Genomic DNA, 15,978 nt, shown 5'->3' on the forward strand with positions numbered 1-15,978 from the left:
TATACACATCATCAGAATATTCAAGTTTCCCTGAGGTCTGCCCCGGGCTAGAATGATTCCAGACTGGCCGGACCCCCGAGGAAGGGAACCGCCGGTCCGCGGCCGGCAAGGGCCGCCGATCTCTGGGAGGAAGACATGGACGGAAACAAACCCGCCGGGCGTTGCCCGGTGATCCACGGCGCTGTGCCGCAGACAACCCTTGGCGGGCGCGGAAACAAAGACTGGTGGCCCAATCAGCTGAACCTGTCGATCCTGCATCAGCATGCACCGAAATCGGACCCGATGGGACAAGGTTTCGACTACCGGGCCGAGTTTCAGAAGCTCGATTATGACGGGCTGAAAAAGGATCTGGCTGCCCTGATGACCGAAAGCCAGGACTGGTGGCCGGCAGACTGGGGCCATTACGGCGGGCTGATGGTCCGCATGGCGTGGCACGCGGCGGGCACCTATCGCACGGCGGATGGGCGCGGCGGCGGCTCGACCGGCAATCAGCGCTTTGCGCCGCTGAATTCCTGGCCGGATAACGGCAATCTCGACAAGGCGCGGCGTCTCTTGTGGCCGGTCAAGCAGAAATACGGCAACCGGATTTCCTGGGCCGATCTGATGCTGCTTGCCGGCAATGTCGCGATGGAGACGATGGGCTTCAGGACCTTCGGTTTCGCCGGGGGGCGCGCCGATATCTGGGCGCCGGAGGAAGACATTTACTGGGGGCCGGAAGGCGAGTGGCTCGCCACTTCCGACAAGCCATCCAGCCGCTATTCGGGCGAGCGGGACCTCGCGAACCCGCTCGCTGCTGTGCAGATGGGGCTGATTTACGTCAATCCGCAGGGGCCGGATGGCAATCCCGACCCGGTCGCCTCGGGGCTTGATGTGCGCGACACCTTCGGTCGCATGGCGATGAATGACGAGGAAACCGTGGCGCTGGTGGCCGGTGGCCACACCTTCGGCAAGGCGCATGGTGCGGGTGATCCCGCATTGGTCGGCGCCGAACCCGAAGGTGGCGCGATCGAGGATCAGGGGCTTGGCTGGCTGAACCGGCTTGGCAGCGGCAAGGGCGTTCATACCACCACCTCGGGGTTCGAGGGCGCCTGGAAGCCGGACCCGACCACCTGGGATAACGGCTATTTCGACATGCTCTTCGGCTATGAATGGGAGCAGGTGAAAAGCCCGGCCGGCGCGATCCAGTGGCGCGCGAAAGACTGCCGCCCCGAGCATATGATTCCCGACGCGCATGACCCGAACGTGAAACACGCGCCCTTTATGACGACGGCGGATCTCTCGCTCAGGTTCGATCCGGTCTATGAGCCGATTGCGCGCCGTTTCCACCAGAACCCTGACCAGTTCGCCGACGCCTTTGCCCGCGCCTGGTTCAAACTGCTGCACCGCGATCTGGGGCCGAAAACGCTGTATCTCGGGCCCGAGGCGCCGGCGGAAGATCTGATCTGGCAGGATCCGATTCCGGCCCGCGATCATGCGCTGATTGACGCGGCGGATATTGCGGAGCTGAAGGCCGAGATCCTTGCAACGGGTCTGACGACTGCGGAGCTGGTCGCGACGGCCTGGGCTTCGGCCTCGACCTTCCGGGGTTCCGACAAGCGCGGCGGCGCCAATGGTGCGCGCATCCGCCTCGCGCCGCAAAAGGATTGGGCGGTCAACCAGCCCACCCGGCTCGCCCGGGTGCTGACCGCGCTGGAAGGCGTTCAGGCCGATTTCAACGCGGCGCAAACCGGCGGCAAGAAGGTCTCACTGGCCGATCTGATCGTGCTGGCGGGCGGTACTGCCATTGAGGCGGCGGCGCTGGCGGGTGGCAATCCGGTCTCGGTGCCGTTCACGCCGGGCCGGATGGATGCGACGGCGGACCAGACCGATGCCGCCAGTTTCGACCCGCTGGAGCCGGAGGCCGATGGCTTCCGTAACTACTCGAACGGCGCGTATCGCACCGCGCCCGAAGAGATGCTGGTCGACCGCGCGCAGCTTCTGACGCTTTCGGCACCGGAGATGACGGTGCTGGTCGGGGGACTCAGAGTGCTGGGCGCCAACCATGACGGCGCTTCCCATGGCGTGCTGACCACCCGCAAGGGCCAGCTGACGAATGACTTCTTCGTCAATCTGCTGGATATGGCGGTGGAATGGCGCTCGGTCACCGAGGATCAGACCCTGTTCGAGGGGCGCGAGCGCAAGACCGGCCAGCTGCGCTGGACGGGGACGCGGGCGGATCTGGTCTTTGGCTCGAATGCGCAGCTGCGCGCTTTGGCCGAGGTCTATGCACAGGCCGATAACGGCGCCAAATTCACCGCCGATTTCACCCGCGCCTGGGTGAAGGTGATGGAGCTTGACCTGTTTCAGGGCTGAGCGAAACGCCGGATCAGCGGCGCGCGGCGGCTTTCTTGCCGCGCCCGCAGGAACAGACCGGCCCCGGAATTGCGGGACGGGGCCGGCTATCGGGCAGGGCGCCGGGGTCAGAACATCTTCATCAGGCGGATCTGGGCCACGGTGTCATATTCAAACCCGCCCTTCACATTGATGTCGCGGCCGATCATGCCCTGGAGCTGGAAATCCTCGGTCAGGAAGGTCGAGCCATAGAGGTGGATCTGGTCGCGGTTGTTCTCCAGCCCGGTCTCGACGCCGTTGAACTTCTGCTCACCGCCGCGATGGCCGTTATAGCCGATGGCGATTGAGGTGGTCGGCGTGACCTGCTTCCTCAGCATCGCCTGGACCTGCCAGGAGGGCTCGCGCGAGACTTCGATGCCGTTCTCGTCATGGTCAAGGCTGAACGCCACATCGACGATGCCGTCGAGGTAAAAGCCGTTGCCAAGCCCCTGGATCAGCCCGACCTGGGGCGTGAACTGCCAGGTGCCCTCGCCAATGCCGACCGAGCCGAATTCATATTTCCCGGTGGGCGCGGTGACGAAAAGCGAGACGCCCGGCGTGGTGCCGGTTTCCGGGTTCGAGGGTTTCACCGGCCAATAGGTCAGGCCGAGGGTCAGATCGCCGATCCCTTCGGCCACCGGCTGATCCGCGCCGCCGATCCGGGCGGTCGGGATGCCGGAAATCGGCAGAACCACATTCCACAATACGGTCTCGCCGCCGAGATCGGCATACCAGAGCCCGCGCAGGATCGCGACATTGGCGCTGAACCTGGAATCCGGCACCTCGGTGCCGCCGACATGCAAAGTGTCAGAGCTCAGATGCTGAAAGTAGAACACCCCCAGCGTGGTGCCCAAAGGCATGATCGTATAATCGGCGGGGCCGACATCAATGGCCTCGCGCAGGCGTTGCCGCCAGCGCGAGGCCCGCCGCCAGCAGGCGGGTTGTCCGTCTCTTCATGGTTTCCTCCCTGGTATGAAGCGCGTTTTGTCAGATGCCTGTCAGCCGCGTGGCGGCTGGTCGGGATGGGGGCTGGCCAGCGCATAGGCGCCCTTGTGGAACAGAAGCGGCGCATGGCCCTCGGTTGCAAAGCTCAGCACCCGGCCGATCAGGATCCAGTGATCGCCGCCATCAAGGATCTGATGGCGTTCGTATTCGATCAGCCCGCAGGTGCCGGGCAAAAGCGGCGCGCCGCCGGCACCGGTGCCGGTCCCGATCCCGTGGAAACGGTCCTCGGCGGGGCGGGCAAAGCGCTGCGACAGCGCGATCTGGTCATGCGCCAGGATATTCACCGCGAAATGGCTTGCGGCCTCGAAGACCGCATAGCTGGACGAGGCTTTGATGATGCTCCACAGGATCAGCGGCGGGTCGAGCGAGAGCGCGCTGAAACTGTTGACCGTGACGCCGATGCGCCGGCCGCCCGCTGCCGCCGTCATCACGGTGACGCCGGTGGGGAAATGGCCAAGGGCAGTGCGGAAGGCGCGTGTATCGAAACCGGTCTCATCGGGCGGAGCCGGCGGGGTGAAGGCGGCGGTCATGTCTGTCTCCCGATTTCTGGGGGATGGGGCCGGCCGGTGATGGGCCGGACCCGGGAAAGAGGCGGGCAGGCTCAGAACAGCGCGGGGTCGGGTTCCAGCCCCATCAGGGCGCGGCCAAGGATCTGGGCGCAGATGTTGTAATCGGTATAGGCATGGGCGCCGGTCATATGGCTGTCGCGGAACAGGCGCTGCGCCTCGCTGTCATCGAACCAGGCTGTGCCGCCCGAGGCCGCGAAAAGCCGGTCGACCGCCTCGATGAAGATCCTGACCGCATAGGCCTGGTTGGTGCGCCAATACGCCATCTTTTCCGCATCCGGATAGACGCGGCGGGCGGCGTGGTCGCGCATGTCCTCCCAGGCCTTTTCCAGAAAAGCCCGGCCCGCCGCCACCTGATGCGCCGATTCCGCCAGCCGCATTGCCGCCGGGATGCTTTGCCCGACCTTTGCGCCGGTATAGGCGCGGACACGGCCCTGGGTGCGGGTCTTGTAAAGCTCGATCATCCGTTCCGCGATGCCGAGACTGACGGCGGCGAAGCAGCTGGCGAAGACATAGATAAAAGGCGTGAAATAGGTCTTGCTGTCAGGGTAAAGTGCCGCGCCGGCCGATTGCATCGACATCAGCGCAGGGACCGTTTCGATCCGGTGTTCGGGAACGAAGACGCGGTCGACCACGATGGTTTTCGACCCCGAGCCGCGCATGCCTTTGGCGAACCAGGTGTCGCGGATGGTGTAATCCCTGCGCGGCAACACGGCGAAGGAATAGGCCTTGCCCTGGGGTGTGGCGCGCAGAAAGCCAAGGATCGCCCATTGCGCATGGTCCGACCCGCTGGACCAGCCGAATTCGCCGGAAAATGTGATGCCGCCTTCGGTCTCTTCGGCGCGGCCATAAGGGGCGATGGAGCTGGAGGCCACCACATCGGGATCTGCCGCCCAAAGTTCGTCCTGCAGCTCTTTTGAACAGATCGCCAGCTGATGGCTGTGCTGCGCCAGCAAAGAGAACGCCCAAGCGGTCGAACCACAGGCGCCGGCAATCGCCGCGATGCAGTTTTCAAATTCCGGCACCGGCATTTCCAGCCCGCCATAGGCTTTCGGCTGGAAGGCACGATGCAGGCCGGTGGTCTTCAAAAGCGCGATATTCCCGGCCGGGACCATGCGGTTTTCCTCGGCGAGGCTCGCACGGGCGGCGATTTCGGGCAGGACGGCTTTGACGCGGTCAAGCATCGTCAGGGGCTGGTCAAGCATCATTACTCTCCTGTTGGTTTTGTTTTGGGGCTGGCTCAGGCGCGGGCGAGAAACGCGGTCGCGGCTTGCAAAAAGCGCGGATCCTCGGTCAGGCCGATATGGCCGGCGCCGTCGATCTGCAGATATTCAGCGCGGGGCATCGCGGCGCGCAGCCTGGTGTCGGGCATGGCGACAGTGTCGTCGCGACTGTTGACGATCAGCACCGGGGCGCGGGCCAGGGCCAGCCGCGCCTCGTCCAGCTGTGGATTGGCAGGGCGTTGCAGGATTGCGGCAAGGCATAGCGGGTCGCTCTGGCTTTTCGCGGCATAGGTCAGCAGCGCGGCGATGCCGGGCGCGGCGGGGGGCTTGCCGGCCAGTGCGACCAGCAGCGCCGGGCCTGCGGCTTCGGGCGCGAAGATATTGTCGCCAATGCCGCCCAGCACGAGGTGACCATTGGCCCGGGGCTTTCGTGCCTCCAGCTCCAAAAGCAGCTTGGCTCCAAGCGAGAAGCCGATGGCGCCATAAAGATCCGCAGGCAGGATCCGCGTAAGGTCCGAGGCCAGATCGGCGTAAGCCGCCGGATCATGCGCGCCGCCCGCCGGCCCATGGCCCGGCAGATCGACCGCAACTGGGGTGAAGCCCGCCGTTTCCAGCGCGCGCTCCCAGCCCGCCAGGGGCCAGGTCGCCTGGCCCGAGCCGCCCCAGCCATGCACCAGCGCAACCTTGCGCCCGCCGCTCATGCGCCCGTCCCCGAAGTTGCTCTGGTGGCGGAAGTCTGCGCGCGGGCGAGGTCGGGCGTGTCGGCACCGGCAAATATCCGCAGCCCCTCGACTCGGGCAAACCGCCATTCCCCGCCGGATTGCACGCAGTCAAACTTGAAATCGCACAGTGTCGACGGGGCACCCAGCGGTATCGGCCAGGCGCCATAGCCCGAGAACACCGTGATGGTGATCCGGACCAATGCGCGGCCCTCGCCGGAGTCGACGAGGCGCAGGTTGCTGCAAAGATGGCGGGTGGCGCTCGGCGAAGTAGCGGATCAGGGCATCCCTGCCCCGGGCTTCAAAGCTCCCGATCACCAGGGTGCCATCCGGCGTAAAGAAATCCGGGCCGGGGCTGTCGCTCTGTTCATCAATCACCGCCCAGAAACGGTGGATCAGATCGGCCAGCAGAATATGGGTGTCGGGCGTGATCGCCATTCTCTCCTCCCTTGATATGTCGTGCTGCCCGCCCCTCCTCCAAAGGACGGGCAGCGGGGCCGGTTACGAGCCGGTGGTCATAAAGGTCTCGGCCATCTCATAGCCCCAGCCGTTCATCACATCGGGCATCTGCTCGGGGCGGATATCGGTATAGAGCGGCGGCGTATCCGGCGCGAACTGCTCCATCCCCGAGGAGAATTCGTTGCGATTGCCAAAGGGATCAAAGGCATAGGCATAGTTGTTGGTGCCAAAGCCGGTCGATTTTCCGAGGCCCGCATTGTGCCGCCCCGGCCCGAATTCCCAGCGGTGGCCGGTATCCATCAACCGGTCCGAGAGGCGGAAGTAATGGTTGCCGTCCTCGGCCGCGAAGGCGACATGGTGCAGGCGGTCTTTCGGATTGACGCCGCGCATATAGGCGATGTCGTGGTCGTAATCGGAACCCCGCAGCCAGACGCCGCCCGGCTCGCCATTGACCGAGATGTTCAGCGAGGATTTGAAACCGATCTTCACGAGGAAATCACGCATCACCACGGGCGAAACCTCGCCCAGCAGATTGATATGATCCATGTCGCCCGGCGCATGGCTGCCGTCCGAGGCGAAATCGCTGATCCCGGCGCGGCGGGTTTTGGTGCCGGTGGCCAGCCGCATCCTATGGCCCGAGGGCAGGGCAAAGCACAAAGCTGCGCCCTCGCCGGGGCGGCTGTCGCCCGAGTGACGCTCATGCGCGACGCCCTCATCGGTCAGGATCCGGGCCACGCGGGTCAGGTCTTCCTCGTCATCGACGCCGAAGGTGAAATTGTCGACGCTGCGATTGCCCAGAACCAGCGTCAGATCGGCGGCATCGTCGCGACAGGCGAGGTGGATGCGCTTCTTGTCCTGCGACAGCACGTTCAGGCTGAGCACGTCACGATACCAGGTCAGTGCCTTTTCAAGATCGCTGACATAGATCGCGGCGTGGTCGATGCGGTTGATTGCCATGTGGTCCTCCCATTGGTCCAGGATGCGCGGCATCGGTCGGCGGCTGCCGGGCGGTCCGCGTTTGCGGTTGGCTGAAACCCGCGCGCCGACAGGATCCGGCGGCGTCAGGTTCTGGAAATCATTGAATTATCTGCGCGGACGGCGCAGGGTCGCGCCTCGCGGTGATGCTCTGTTCAGGGCAGAGCTATGTCCTGTCTTGCATTCCGGTGATCCTCCCCTTGCCAGTCCTCCCCGGCCGGCTTTCGTGCCGGAGGTTCGCCCCGGTGAATTCATATTGTGATTAAAGATCATTATGACAGTATGTCATTTTTGATCGTGCTGAAAAATGTGACACCGGGATGACGGGCCGGGGGCCATGACCGGCCAGCGGGAAGTGCCGGCGGCGGACGATGAAAGATATGTATTTCAAAGTGTTGTTTGCCCGGAGCCAGGGGCATCCGCCAGTTCCTTCCTGCGACGACCGGGGCCGCCACAGAGCCGCACCACGCGGGGAGTTCCGGTCACGCGCCGGGTCAATCGGCTGGGGGCGGCTGCCACGGCTCTGGCAATCGCCGGTGGTTCGGGTATCAGGTGGGGGCGATCAGACCGCTGATGCAGGAAGAAGAATGGCTCCGACCGGACCGCGCCGCGCTGCGGCGGGTACAACCCGATCCGTCAATCTGGAACGCCGTGCCGAGATCGGCGCCGAGCGGCGGGCGCGTTCGCGCAACGCGATCCTTGTCGCGGCCTGCCGGCTTTACGGCACTCAGGCCGGTCAGGCGACAAGGATCGAGGATATCTGTGGCGAGGCCGGCATCGCACGTGGCACCTTCTACAACCATTTCACCGATCTGGAACAGCTGCGCCATGAGCTGCTGGATGAGCTGACCCGCGAATTCGACCGCGCCGTCCATCTGACTTTCGACCAGCTTGAAGGGCCGGTCGAGCAGACCTCGGTTGCGGTGCGCTATTATCTGCATGCGGCGGCCAAGAACCCGGAATGGGGCTGGGCAATGGTGAATACCGGCACGCCCGGGCATATTTTCGGCAAGACGGTCTGGCAGAACTCTTATCTGACGCTGAAAGACGCGATTGATGCCGGCGCCTTCCGGCTGCGCGATGCAGCAACCGGGCGCGATATTCTGATGGGGACGATCAGCGCGGCGACCGTTTCGATTCTGCGCGGCGATATGTCGGAAGGCTATCCCGAGGAAATCGCAGAGCATATCCTGATGTCCTTCGGGTTGGGCGACTGCGCGGCAGAGGTTGTGAGCCGCCCGCTGCCGGTGCTGCCGGCGATTGCACATGAGATCATCGTGATCGCCAATATGCCGGCGCTTGGTGATATCGGGCGGGCGTAGCCGGACCCGGCCCGTGATCAGCCCGTGATCAGCCCGAAGAGATGCGCCGGCGCATTGGCGGCGCGCATCCGCGACAGCGCCTCCTCGCCCTCGTTCAGCCGGTTCAGCGCCTTCAGGCACATCAGATATTCGAAATCCATCCAATAGGCATAGATATCGAACCACAGGAACAGCCGCGTCCGCGCCGGCAGCGGGATCTTCAGCCCTTCACGCGCGAGGATCAGGGCCATTTCGCAGCGCCCCTCGGCCCGCAAGAGCTGCACCAGCTGGAACAGGCATTCGGCGCGGTCGGGGCAGACCTCATGGCCTTTCATAAAGGCCTGGATGGCGCCCTCGGTATCGCTGGTGCGGCGCAACTCGATCCCGAGACCCATCCAGGACAGGTAAATCTCATCTTTCCAGCCGCCAAGGTCGATCCGGCGGCGATACCAGTGGATCGCCTCATGCGGGGCGCCGGCATCGCGCCAGGAATTGGCGCAGTAAAAGGCATAGCGCGGCAGCAGATCGCGGTCGGCATCGGGCAGGTTCGCCACCGCTTTCGCCAGCATATTGGCGTCGCGCAGAAAGGTGACCGGATCGCGCGAGCGCGCGCCCGCTGATCGGCTGATCACCGCGTAATCGCCCGGGACATGCAGCACTTTCTCGGGCCCCGCGCCCCGAAAATACAGCCCCTCATGCACCACGCCGCGCCAGCGGTAACGGCCGTCATTCCTCAGGATCAGCTTGGTCGGGTAGGTGACGGCGCCGCGCTTCATGTTCAGGGTCAGCGAGTCGCAATCCTGCGGCATCCCGGGCAGCTTCCCCTCGAACCCGTCATCCGCATCAAAAATCAGCGCGAATTCGGCGCGGCCCTCGGCATCCTCAAGCGCATACTGGCGGTTGGCGCCGAAATTTTCCCAGTCGCGAAAGGCCAGCAATCCGGGGATGCCGCGCGCCGCGAAGAAATCGCGGATGATCTGCTGCGTCGCATCGCGTGAGCCGGTATCATGGATCACCCAGGTCGAAATCGTCACATGGTCGAGGATATTCGCCAGTGTCGCCGCGATGATTGGCGCTTCGTCGCGCACGATCATATTGAGACAGAGATCCATCCTCACCCCCTTGCCACCTGCGCCTGCTATAGCGCGGAACAGAGATGGGGCGAAGGGGCCTCGGATCCGGAGTTCAGGTGGCGCGCGCCTTGTGGGCGGCGATCTCATAACGGATGCGGGCGCGTTTATAGGCGTCGAAAATCGCCATGGCCCAGACGAAGAAGCCGCCGGCATAGCGCCCGACGAATGAGATATCCGGCCCGGCGGTGATCAGGGTGAAACCGCCGAGGAGGAAGATGAAGAAGAGAAAAATCAGCCCGCGCTGTGGCTCGCCATTCCAGACCTGGCCAGAGCCCGGGAGCACGATGGAAGAGGCCAGCACGATATAGGGATTGGGTGGGGTTTTCATGCGGTTTTCCCTGTGTTCTCTTGCCTGTTCTGCCACGCAGCCCCGGCGAGGATATCGGCGCGCAGATCGGCCAGCGCATCCAGAAGCGGCGCGAGGGTTTCGGGCTCCAGCGGCTCTTTCCCCATCTCGGCCTCGCGAAAGATAAGATAGCGGCCTCGCTCGGCCTCATCGGCGAAAAAGGTCAGACGCAGCCCCTCGGGCGCGAGGATCAGCTCTTTGATCCTGGGATCCTGCAACAGATGCAGGTGGCGAAACAGAAGATCGGCCTCGTCCGGCGACAGCGCGCGTTCGCTGCGCAGGCTGGCATCAAAGGGGAAATCCTGCGGCAGAATGGTCTGATGCGGCAATGCGTCAAAGGTGGAAAACGGCTCGACGCCTCTCGGGCGGACCATCAGGTCGATCCGCTGCGAGACCGGCAGCGCCCCGGGCTGGGTGATCAGCAGCCAGAGCGTGGGCAGCTTTCTCCAGGTCAGCGTGTCGGGGACCAGTTGCAGATCGGTCAGCACGCCGCCGATCTGGCCCGAGACCCGCGCAAAGCCCGTGGGCATCACCGCGCGCCTGAGCGCGGTCATATGCGGGGTGATCAGCTCAAAATACCCCTCGCGCCAGGCGCGACGTGCGCGGGTGGCGCGTGAAAGACGGAGGGCCAGGATGACCAGCCCTCCGCCAAGGATCAGGGCGATGATGCCCGCTTGCATCTCAATACCTGCCCAATTCAGTAACCCCGGGGTTTCGGCCAGGGCATGGTGAATTGCGCACCCCGGTTGACGAAACGATAGCGCCAGAAGTGGAACCACAGCGAGACGACGATATAGAAGGCGATCATCGCGACCAGCTGGGTGCCATAGCCAAGGAACACCGCGAAGAAGGTGATCCCGCACAGCCCGAGCAGCACATAGGCCGGCAGCGGGTGGAACGGGTGCTCATAGCCGCGCTTGATGGACTCGAGCGGCCATTTCTTGCGGAAGAGGATGATGTTCAGCGGCATGAACGTGTATTCCAGCAGCCCCGAGAGGATCGAGAAGGTGATCACCTGGTCGATCGGCGCCCCCAATGCGAAGATCAGCGCGATCGGCACCAGGAAGATGATCGCCCGATAGGGGGTGCGGTATCTCGGATGCACCGCCCCGAACCAGCCCGGCAGATAGCGGTCGCGGCCCATGGCGAACCAGGCGCGGCTTGCATCATTGATGCAGCCATTGGCCGAGGCCAGCGTCGCGAACAGCGTGCCGATCCCCAGAAGCACCATCAGGAAGGTCGATCCCGACAGTCGCGCTGCGTCAAACAGCGGCACCCCTGCCTGGCCCAGATATTCCCAGGGCATCAGACCGGAACTGACATACCAGGTCAGCGTTGCCGCAATCGCCAGCGTCATCACGCCCGCAAGTGTGCCGAAGGGCAGCGACCGCGCCGGCGAGCGCACCTCTTCGGCGGCCTGGGTCGTCCCTTCGATCCCGAGGTAATACCACAAGCCGAAATGCATCGCCGCCAGCACGCCAAGCCAGCCATAGGGCAGGGCAGCCGGGCCGCTCATCAGATCCTTATGCTGCAGCGGGCTGGTGGTGAAGATGCCCGAAGTCGCAAGGAACAGGATGATCACGGCGGTGAAGGCGATGGCGGTGATCACCAGGTTGAAGGTCAGCGTCGCCAGCACGCCGCGATAGTTCAGCCAGGCGAGGAACATGATCGCGAGGATGATGAAGGGCCGCTGGTCAAGCCCGCCCTCGTGGCCGGTCATCGTGGCGACGGTATCGACCAGAAAGCCCACCGTGATCGCATTCGCCGCCTCAAGCATCGTATAGGCGAAGACGAGGTAAAGCCCGACATTGAAGGCCATCAGCGGCCCGACGATATGTTTGGCCTGGGTATATTGGCCCCCGGCGGCGGCGACGGTCGAGGTGACCTCGGAATCGATCATCGCGACGCAGGTATAAAGAATGCCGGCGAACCAGCAGGCCATCAGAGCCGCATAGGCGCCACCTTTGCCAACGGCAAAGTTCCAGCCCATATATTCGCCCACAAGCACGATTCCGACCCCAAGCGCCCAGACATGGGCGGGGCCAAGCACGCGGGCAAGGCCGACATGTTCAGTCTGTTGTGCGTTTGCCATTCTCTCACCCCCGATGATGCTGTTCTTCGGTGAGCGCTTCGAGTTCGCCCTCGCGTGACGAGGTCAGGAACTCTTCGCTATAGGTGCTGTCGGTTTTGATCCAGTCGATCACGATGAACAGACCAAACAGCGCCGAGGCGGCCCAGGCCGCGTATTCCAGAAAATCCCACAGATCCATATGCTGCCCTCACTCGCCGAATTTTTCAGCGATAACGTCGCGGTATTCCTTTTCGGAAAACCGCAGCAGAATTGCGTAATAGCCCACGATGACCACGATCATCACGATCAGCGACGAGATCGAGAAAGAGTAGTCAAAGCGTGCCGTGATCAGCTCGGCTGCCGAAGCGGGGTCGCTGTAACCCAGTTTCTCCCATTGGCCGACCATGACCGGGTTCTGGCCAAGCGCCTCCCAGGTCGGGTTCTCGATGGCGACGGGCTCTTTCGAAGAGCCGGCCATGCCCATCCACAACGGGATGTAAAGCGCGCCAATCGCCATGATCAGCAGCACGATCACGTCGACGATCTGGCCGATCTTGCTTTGGACGGGGGCGGTGTATTTAGCCATTTTTCCGCCTCCGTTTCGCATCGCGTGCCTCATCAAGGAACTGGATATCCAGCCCATACATGAAATCCCGGTCTTCGCGGTAATGGCGCAGCATCGCCAGAATCGCCGCCGTGTTGAACAAGAGAACGATGGCGCCGCCGATCAGCAAAACCGTCCGCGCAGCACCCGAAGGTGCGAGCGACCAGGTGCCGATGGCGACAAAGATGATCGCAAACCACAATCCCAGAACGAAGGCCCAGGCCACGGCGACATCGCGCCGGTGCATGGTCTCGATCCGTTTCGTCAGATCTGACACGTTGCATCCCTCCCTGAGGCCCTGAAAAATGGATATTTCCGCGCCGGGCCCTGGCGTTTGTTTTCTGTGTTTGAAAACTTTTTCCCCACAGTGAGCGCGCGCTGCGACATTCTGTCAAGTTTCTTATGCGGGAAATTCAGGCTTTCTGCGCAGAAAACAGGCGTAATGAGAACTTTTGAAATCAGGCGGAATGCGCATGAACTCTGCATCAGCCTGGCACAGAATTCTTGTAAAATAGCATAATTTCAGATGAATATCGGAATGCCGCGATGCGGCAATCGAGGGTCGGCGCGCGACGGTCACCGTGCAATGCACCCGTGCCTGGGCTTTGTTGCGCTATGCCTTCGGCTCACGGAATCATGTTTGTGAGTCAGTGGCCCGATGAGCAACCCTGTCCCTGTTTTCCGAACACCGAACTGGTCGGGCGACAGTCGTGCCCTGAAGCGCCGTGGCGCGCTGATGGTGTGGCTCGTACCGGAGATGGGTCCGTCGGACAAATCAGCTGAGGGCGGAGGCTCGCTTTTCCGCCGGGCAGACTTGTCCCGGGGCTTCTGTGACGGGGATGCCGCCTGCGGTGAAGCCGTTCAGGACGGCAATGCGGGCCTGGAACTTTGCGACCTGACGGTCGAAGTCGCTGGAGGACAGGCGCTGGCCCGGCAGCCTGACGCGATGCATCCGGTCGTCGGGAAGACAGTCCACCGGATTTTTTCTGACCCTCCTCATATCTGGATCGTCGCGTCGCCGCAGGCGGGTTTGCGGCCACACGTGTCGGTGGGGAAGGCTTCCCGGGTCATGGCCGGATCGAGCCCGATCGTGAGCGAACCACAGCGCCTGAGCGCCTGGTTGCAGTTGGCCCGGTTCAGGCTCTTGTCGACCGGAGGTGCCGGTCTGCTCATGCTGCGGTATGATCTGCGTCTGGCGCCGGTCGAGGTGCATCGGGTGCTGACCGATCCGGTCTCGCATCTGGCCATCGCCGCGCCGGATCTGGAAAGGGGTGGTCGATGGGGCGCCCCGGGTGACGCCGGCAAAGGGTCTGGCAGGCGGGCGGATCACCATCACCGCCGCCTCGGCCGCCATGGCGCTGACGCGGGGCCTGCCGCAGCGCTATTCCGACGAGGCCATGCGCAAGCGCGGCGCCGATGACCGTCTGTTCCGCTATGCGGATGTGTCCGGAAAGGTGCCGGTCTATTGGGGCGAGGAGCGGTATGTGGCGTCAGACGCTGCCCCGGTCACCGGCGACTCGGGCTGGCTGGGCGGAGGAGGCCCCATCAGCAAAGGCGGCCGTGGCACCGGCGGAGGTCCCACGTCGTGACCCGGCATCCCGACTGGCGCGCGCGCCTGACCACTTTTATCGCAGACCATGCCCGGACCCCATACCGACCCGGACAGCATGACTGCATCCTTTTCGCGGGCGGCGCCCGGCTGGCCGTGCGCGGCGAGGATCTGACCGGGCCTTACATCGGGCGTTATGAAACCCTTGAAGAGGGGTTTAAACTCCTGCGAGCCCTTGGCCATGAAGATCATGTATCGGCCATCACCGGCGGGCTGGAGGAGATCCCGGTCGCTTATGCCCGGATCGGTGACCTGGTCGAGCTCGAGGGCGAAGACGGACTCGCCGCGATGGGTGTGGTCGGGGGTGAGCATATCTATGCGCTGACCCCGCGCGGCGCCGGCATCGTGCCCCTGACCTCTGCGCGGAGGGCCTGGCGGCAATGATGCGCTTCGCACTTCTTTGCCTCGCTTTTGCGCTGGTCGCAGGCCCGGCGCATGCCGGCCCGGGGGCCGTCGCCATTGGCGCAATCGTTAGGGCGATTACGACCTTTGCCGCAAAAGGCTGGTTCGCGGCCTTTCTTGTCCAGACCGGCGCCTCCATCGCGCTGTCGGTGGTGCCGGGCTGCACTTTGCAGCGGGTGATCATCGACGACAGATGGGCACCTTTGGGCGCGGAATCGCCGTCCGGCTGGGGGGGGGCGGTGGAGGGTCCCTATGCCGGCCATGCCTGGATCGATTATCGCGACGGCCGCCAGACCACGGCGCATCCGGGCTTTCTTTCGGCCTATGCTGCCGATCCTGACCGCCCCTGGTCTGCCGATATGGTCGGCCCTGGCACCTGCTACGCCACCACCTATTTTTTCTACAACCGCCAGTATTTCAACGGGCTGCCGCAGTTGCGCTTCGAGATGCTGGGCATCCCGGTCTATGACCCGCGTGCCGACAGTACGGTCGGAGGCTCCGGGCCGCAGCGCTGGAGCAATCCCGCCACCTGGACCCAGAGCGCCAATCTGGCGCTGCTGATCTACAATATCATGCGCGGCATCGATGTCGGCGCGGGCCTCCGCTGGGGCGGCGAATGCACCGCCGAAGATCTGCCGCCGGACAACGGGTTCGCGGCGATGAATGCCTGCGATCTTGCCATCCCGGACGGTGCCGGCGGCACGGTGCCGCAATATCGGGGCGGGATCGAAGTTGCGCTCGATGACGAACCGGCGGCGATCATCGAGGAGCTGCTGAAGGCGGCCTGCGCCCAGATGGCCGAGATCGGCGGCATCTGGAAGATCCGTGTCGGCGGGCCGGCGATGCCGACATATTTCCTGACAGATGACGATGTGCTGGTCAGCCAGGAACAGCAATTCGATCCGTTCCCTTCGCTCTCGGATACCTGGAACGGGATCTCCTGCACCTATCCCGACCCCGAAAGCCTCTGGGAATCGAAAAAGGCCCCGCCGCGCTATAATGCCACCTGGGAGGCGGAGGATGGCGGGCGGCGTCTCGTCGCCGATCTGCGCCTGCCGGCCTGTCCTTACCCCGAGCATGGTGCCGAACTCTTTCTCGTCGGTGATCGCGGCATGGTTCGTCGCGACCGGCGATGCGACCGCGCCCTGCAAGGGGGCCACAGGATCGACCTCGGCCTTCTCTGACCAGATGGCGA

18 protein-coding genes and 2 pseudogenes are annotated in these 15,978 nt (G+C 63.9%); 6 read left to right on the forward strand and 14 right to left on the reverse strand.

What is annotated here, in order from left to right:
• The first annotated feature begins 135 nt into the window (after window positions 1-135).
• Window positions 136-2,352, forward strand: a complete 2,217-nt coding sequence (katG, locus tag DRF71_RS12425) for a catalase/peroxidase HPI (RefSeq protein ID WP_112310826.1) — start codon at window positions 136-138, stop codon at window positions 2,350-2,352.
• A 107-nt stretch (window positions 2,353-2,459) separates the two neighbouring features.
• On the opposite strand, the gene DRF71_RS12430 is transcribed toward katG, so the two are convergent.
• The 6 genes from DRF71_RS12430 to DRF71_RS12455 form a co-directional block, all read right to left on the reverse strand.
• The gene (locus DRF71_RS12430; protein ID WP_232831480.1) at window positions 2,460-3,230 is read right to left on the reverse strand and encodes a transporter; all 771 of its coding nucleotides are present in this window, start codon (window positions 3,228-3,230) and stop codon (window positions 2,460-2,462) included.
• Window positions 3,231-3,368: 138 nt separating this feature from the next.
• Window positions 3,369-3,905, reverse strand: coding sequence for a flavin reductase family protein (locus tag DRF71_RS12435; RefSeq protein ID WP_112310827.1), 537 nt, complete (start codon window positions 3,903-3,905; stop codon window positions 3,369-3,371).
• Window positions 3,906-3,976: 71 nt separating this feature from the next.
• Window positions 3,977-5,146 carry a p-hydroxyphenylacetate 3-hydroxylase oxygenase component gene (locus DRF71_RS12440; protein ID WP_112311301.1) on the reverse strand — a complete coding sequence of 390 codons (1,170 nt, stop codon included), beginning with the start codon at window positions 5,144-5,146 and terminating at the stop codon, window positions 3,977-3,979.
• A 35-nt stretch (window positions 5,147-5,181) separates the two neighbouring features.
• Window positions 5,182-5,865 carry an alpha/beta fold hydrolase gene (locus tag DRF71_RS12445; protein ID WP_112310828.1) on the reverse strand — a complete coding sequence of 228 codons (684 nt, stop codon included), beginning with the start codon at window positions 5,863-5,865 and terminating at the stop codon, window positions 5,182-5,184.
• 129 nt (window positions 5,866-5,994) lie between these two features.
• Complete coding sequence (locus DRF71_RS12450; protein ID WP_232831481.1) at window positions 5,995-6,321, reverse strand: nuclear transport factor 2 family protein; 327 nt, start codon at window positions 6,319-6,321, stop codon at window positions 5,995-5,997.
• Window positions 6,322-6,384: 63 nt separating this feature from the next.
• The gene (locus tag DRF71_RS12455; protein WP_112310829.1) at window positions 6,385-7,299 is read right to left on the reverse strand and encodes a VOC family protein; all 915 of its coding nucleotides are present in this window, start codon (window positions 7,297-7,299) and stop codon (window positions 6,385-6,387) included.
• Window positions 7,300-7,904: 605 nt separating this feature from the next.
• Between DRF71_RS12455 and DRF71_RS12460 the strand changes: the two genes are divergently transcribed.
• A complete protein-coding gene (locus DRF71_RS12460; RefSeq protein WP_112310830.1) occupies window positions 7,905-8,639 on the forward strand; it encodes a TetR/AcrR family transcriptional regulator in 735 nt (244 codons plus the stop codon).
• Between the two features lie 17 nt (window positions 8,640-8,656).
• Here DRF71_RS12460 and DRF71_RS12465 read toward each other — a convergent pair whose 3' ends face one another.
• From DRF71_RS12465 to DRF71_RS12490, 7 genes are all read right to left on the reverse strand, one after another.
• Complete coding sequence (locus DRF71_RS12465; RefSeq protein WP_157971060.1) at window positions 8,657-9,730, reverse strand: glycosyltransferase; 1,074 nt, start codon at window positions 9,728-9,730, stop codon at window positions 8,657-8,659.
• A gap of 73 nt (window positions 9,731-9,803) precedes the next feature.
• Window positions 9,804-10,079 carry a hypothetical protein gene (locus DRF71_RS12470; RefSeq protein ID WP_112310832.1) on the reverse strand — a complete coding sequence of 92 codons (276 nt, stop codon included), beginning with the start codon at window positions 10,077-10,079 and terminating at the stop codon, window positions 9,804-9,806.
• On the reverse strand, window positions 10,076-10,777 hold the full coding sequence (locus DRF71_RS12475) for a hypothetical protein (protein ID WP_112310833.1): 702 nt from the start codon (window positions 10,775-10,777) through the stop codon (window positions 10,076-10,078). The genes DRF71_RS12470 and DRF71_RS12475 overlap by 4 nt, the downstream gene beginning before the upstream one ends.
• A gap of 17 nt (window positions 10,778-10,794) precedes the next feature.
• Complete coding sequence (locus DRF71_RS12480) at window positions 10,795-12,189, reverse strand: APC family permease (RefSeq protein WP_112310834.1); 1,395 nt, start codon at window positions 12,187-12,189, stop codon at window positions 10,795-10,797.
• A 4-nt stretch (window positions 12,190-12,193) separates the two neighbouring features.
• Window positions 12,194-12,367 carry a hypothetical protein gene (locus tag DRF71_RS28065; protein ID WP_198672190.1) on the reverse strand — a complete coding sequence of 58 codons (174 nt, stop codon included), beginning with the start codon at window positions 12,365-12,367 and terminating at the stop codon, window positions 12,194-12,196.
• Between the two features lie 9 nt (window positions 12,368-12,376).
• Window positions 12,377-12,754, reverse strand: a complete 378-nt coding sequence (locus tag DRF71_RS12485) for a hypothetical protein (RefSeq protein ID WP_112310835.1) — start codon at window positions 12,752-12,754, stop codon at window positions 12,377-12,379.
• Window positions 12,747-13,049 carry a hypothetical protein gene (locus tag DRF71_RS12490; protein WP_232831482.1) on the reverse strand — a complete coding sequence of 101 codons (303 nt, stop codon included), beginning with the start codon at window positions 13,047-13,049 and terminating at the stop codon, window positions 12,747-12,749. The genes DRF71_RS12485 and DRF71_RS12490 overlap by 8 nt, the downstream gene beginning before the upstream one ends.
• 381 nt (window positions 13,050-13,430) lie before the next feature.
• Between DRF71_RS12490 and DRF71_RS12495 the strand changes: the two are divergent.
• Window positions 13,431-13,550, forward strand: a pseudogene (locus DRF71_RS12495) (IS5/IS1182 family transposase); the annotation flags it as partial.
• On the opposite strand, the pseudogene DRF71_RS28630 reads toward DRF71_RS12495, so the two are convergent.
• Window positions 13,548-13,733 (reverse strand): annotated as a pseudogene (locus DRF71_RS28630) (hypothetical protein); the annotation flags it as partial. The pseudogenes DRF71_RS12495 and DRF71_RS28630 sit on opposite strands and share 3 nt — an antisense overlap.
• A 331-nt stretch (window positions 13,734-14,064) precedes the next feature.
• Here DRF71_RS28630 and DRF71_RS28075 point away from each other — a divergent pair.
• The 3 genes from DRF71_RS28075 to DRF71_RS12510 are packed head-to-tail and all read left to right on the forward strand — an operon-like array spanning window position 14,065 to window position 15,967.
• Window positions 14,065-14,361, forward strand: coding sequence for a hypothetical protein (locus DRF71_RS28075; RefSeq protein ID WP_198672230.1), 297 nt, complete (start codon window positions 14,065-14,067; stop codon window positions 14,359-14,361).
• The gene (locus DRF71_RS12505) at window positions 14,358-14,765 is read left to right on the forward strand and encodes a DUF6950 family protein (RefSeq protein WP_112310837.1); all 408 of its coding nucleotides are present in this window, start codon (window positions 14,358-14,360) and stop codon (window positions 14,763-14,765) included. The genes DRF71_RS28075 and DRF71_RS12505 overlap by 4 nt, the downstream gene beginning before the upstream one ends.
• On the forward strand, window positions 14,765-15,967 hold the full coding sequence (locus tag DRF71_RS12510) for a phage tail protein (protein WP_157971061.1): 1,203 nt from the start codon (window positions 14,765-14,767) through the stop codon (window positions 15,965-15,967). Before DRF71_RS12505 ends, DRF71_RS12510 begins: the two co-directional genes overlap by 1 nt.
• The last annotated feature ends 11 nt before the right edge of the window (window positions 15,968-15,978 follow it).

The sequence above is a fragment of the Pseudogemmobacter bohemicus genome (genome assembly GCF_003290025.1).
Lineage (GTDB): Bacteria > Pseudomonadota > Alphaproteobacteria > Rhodobacterales > Rhodobacteraceae > Pseudogemmobacter > Pseudogemmobacter bohemicus.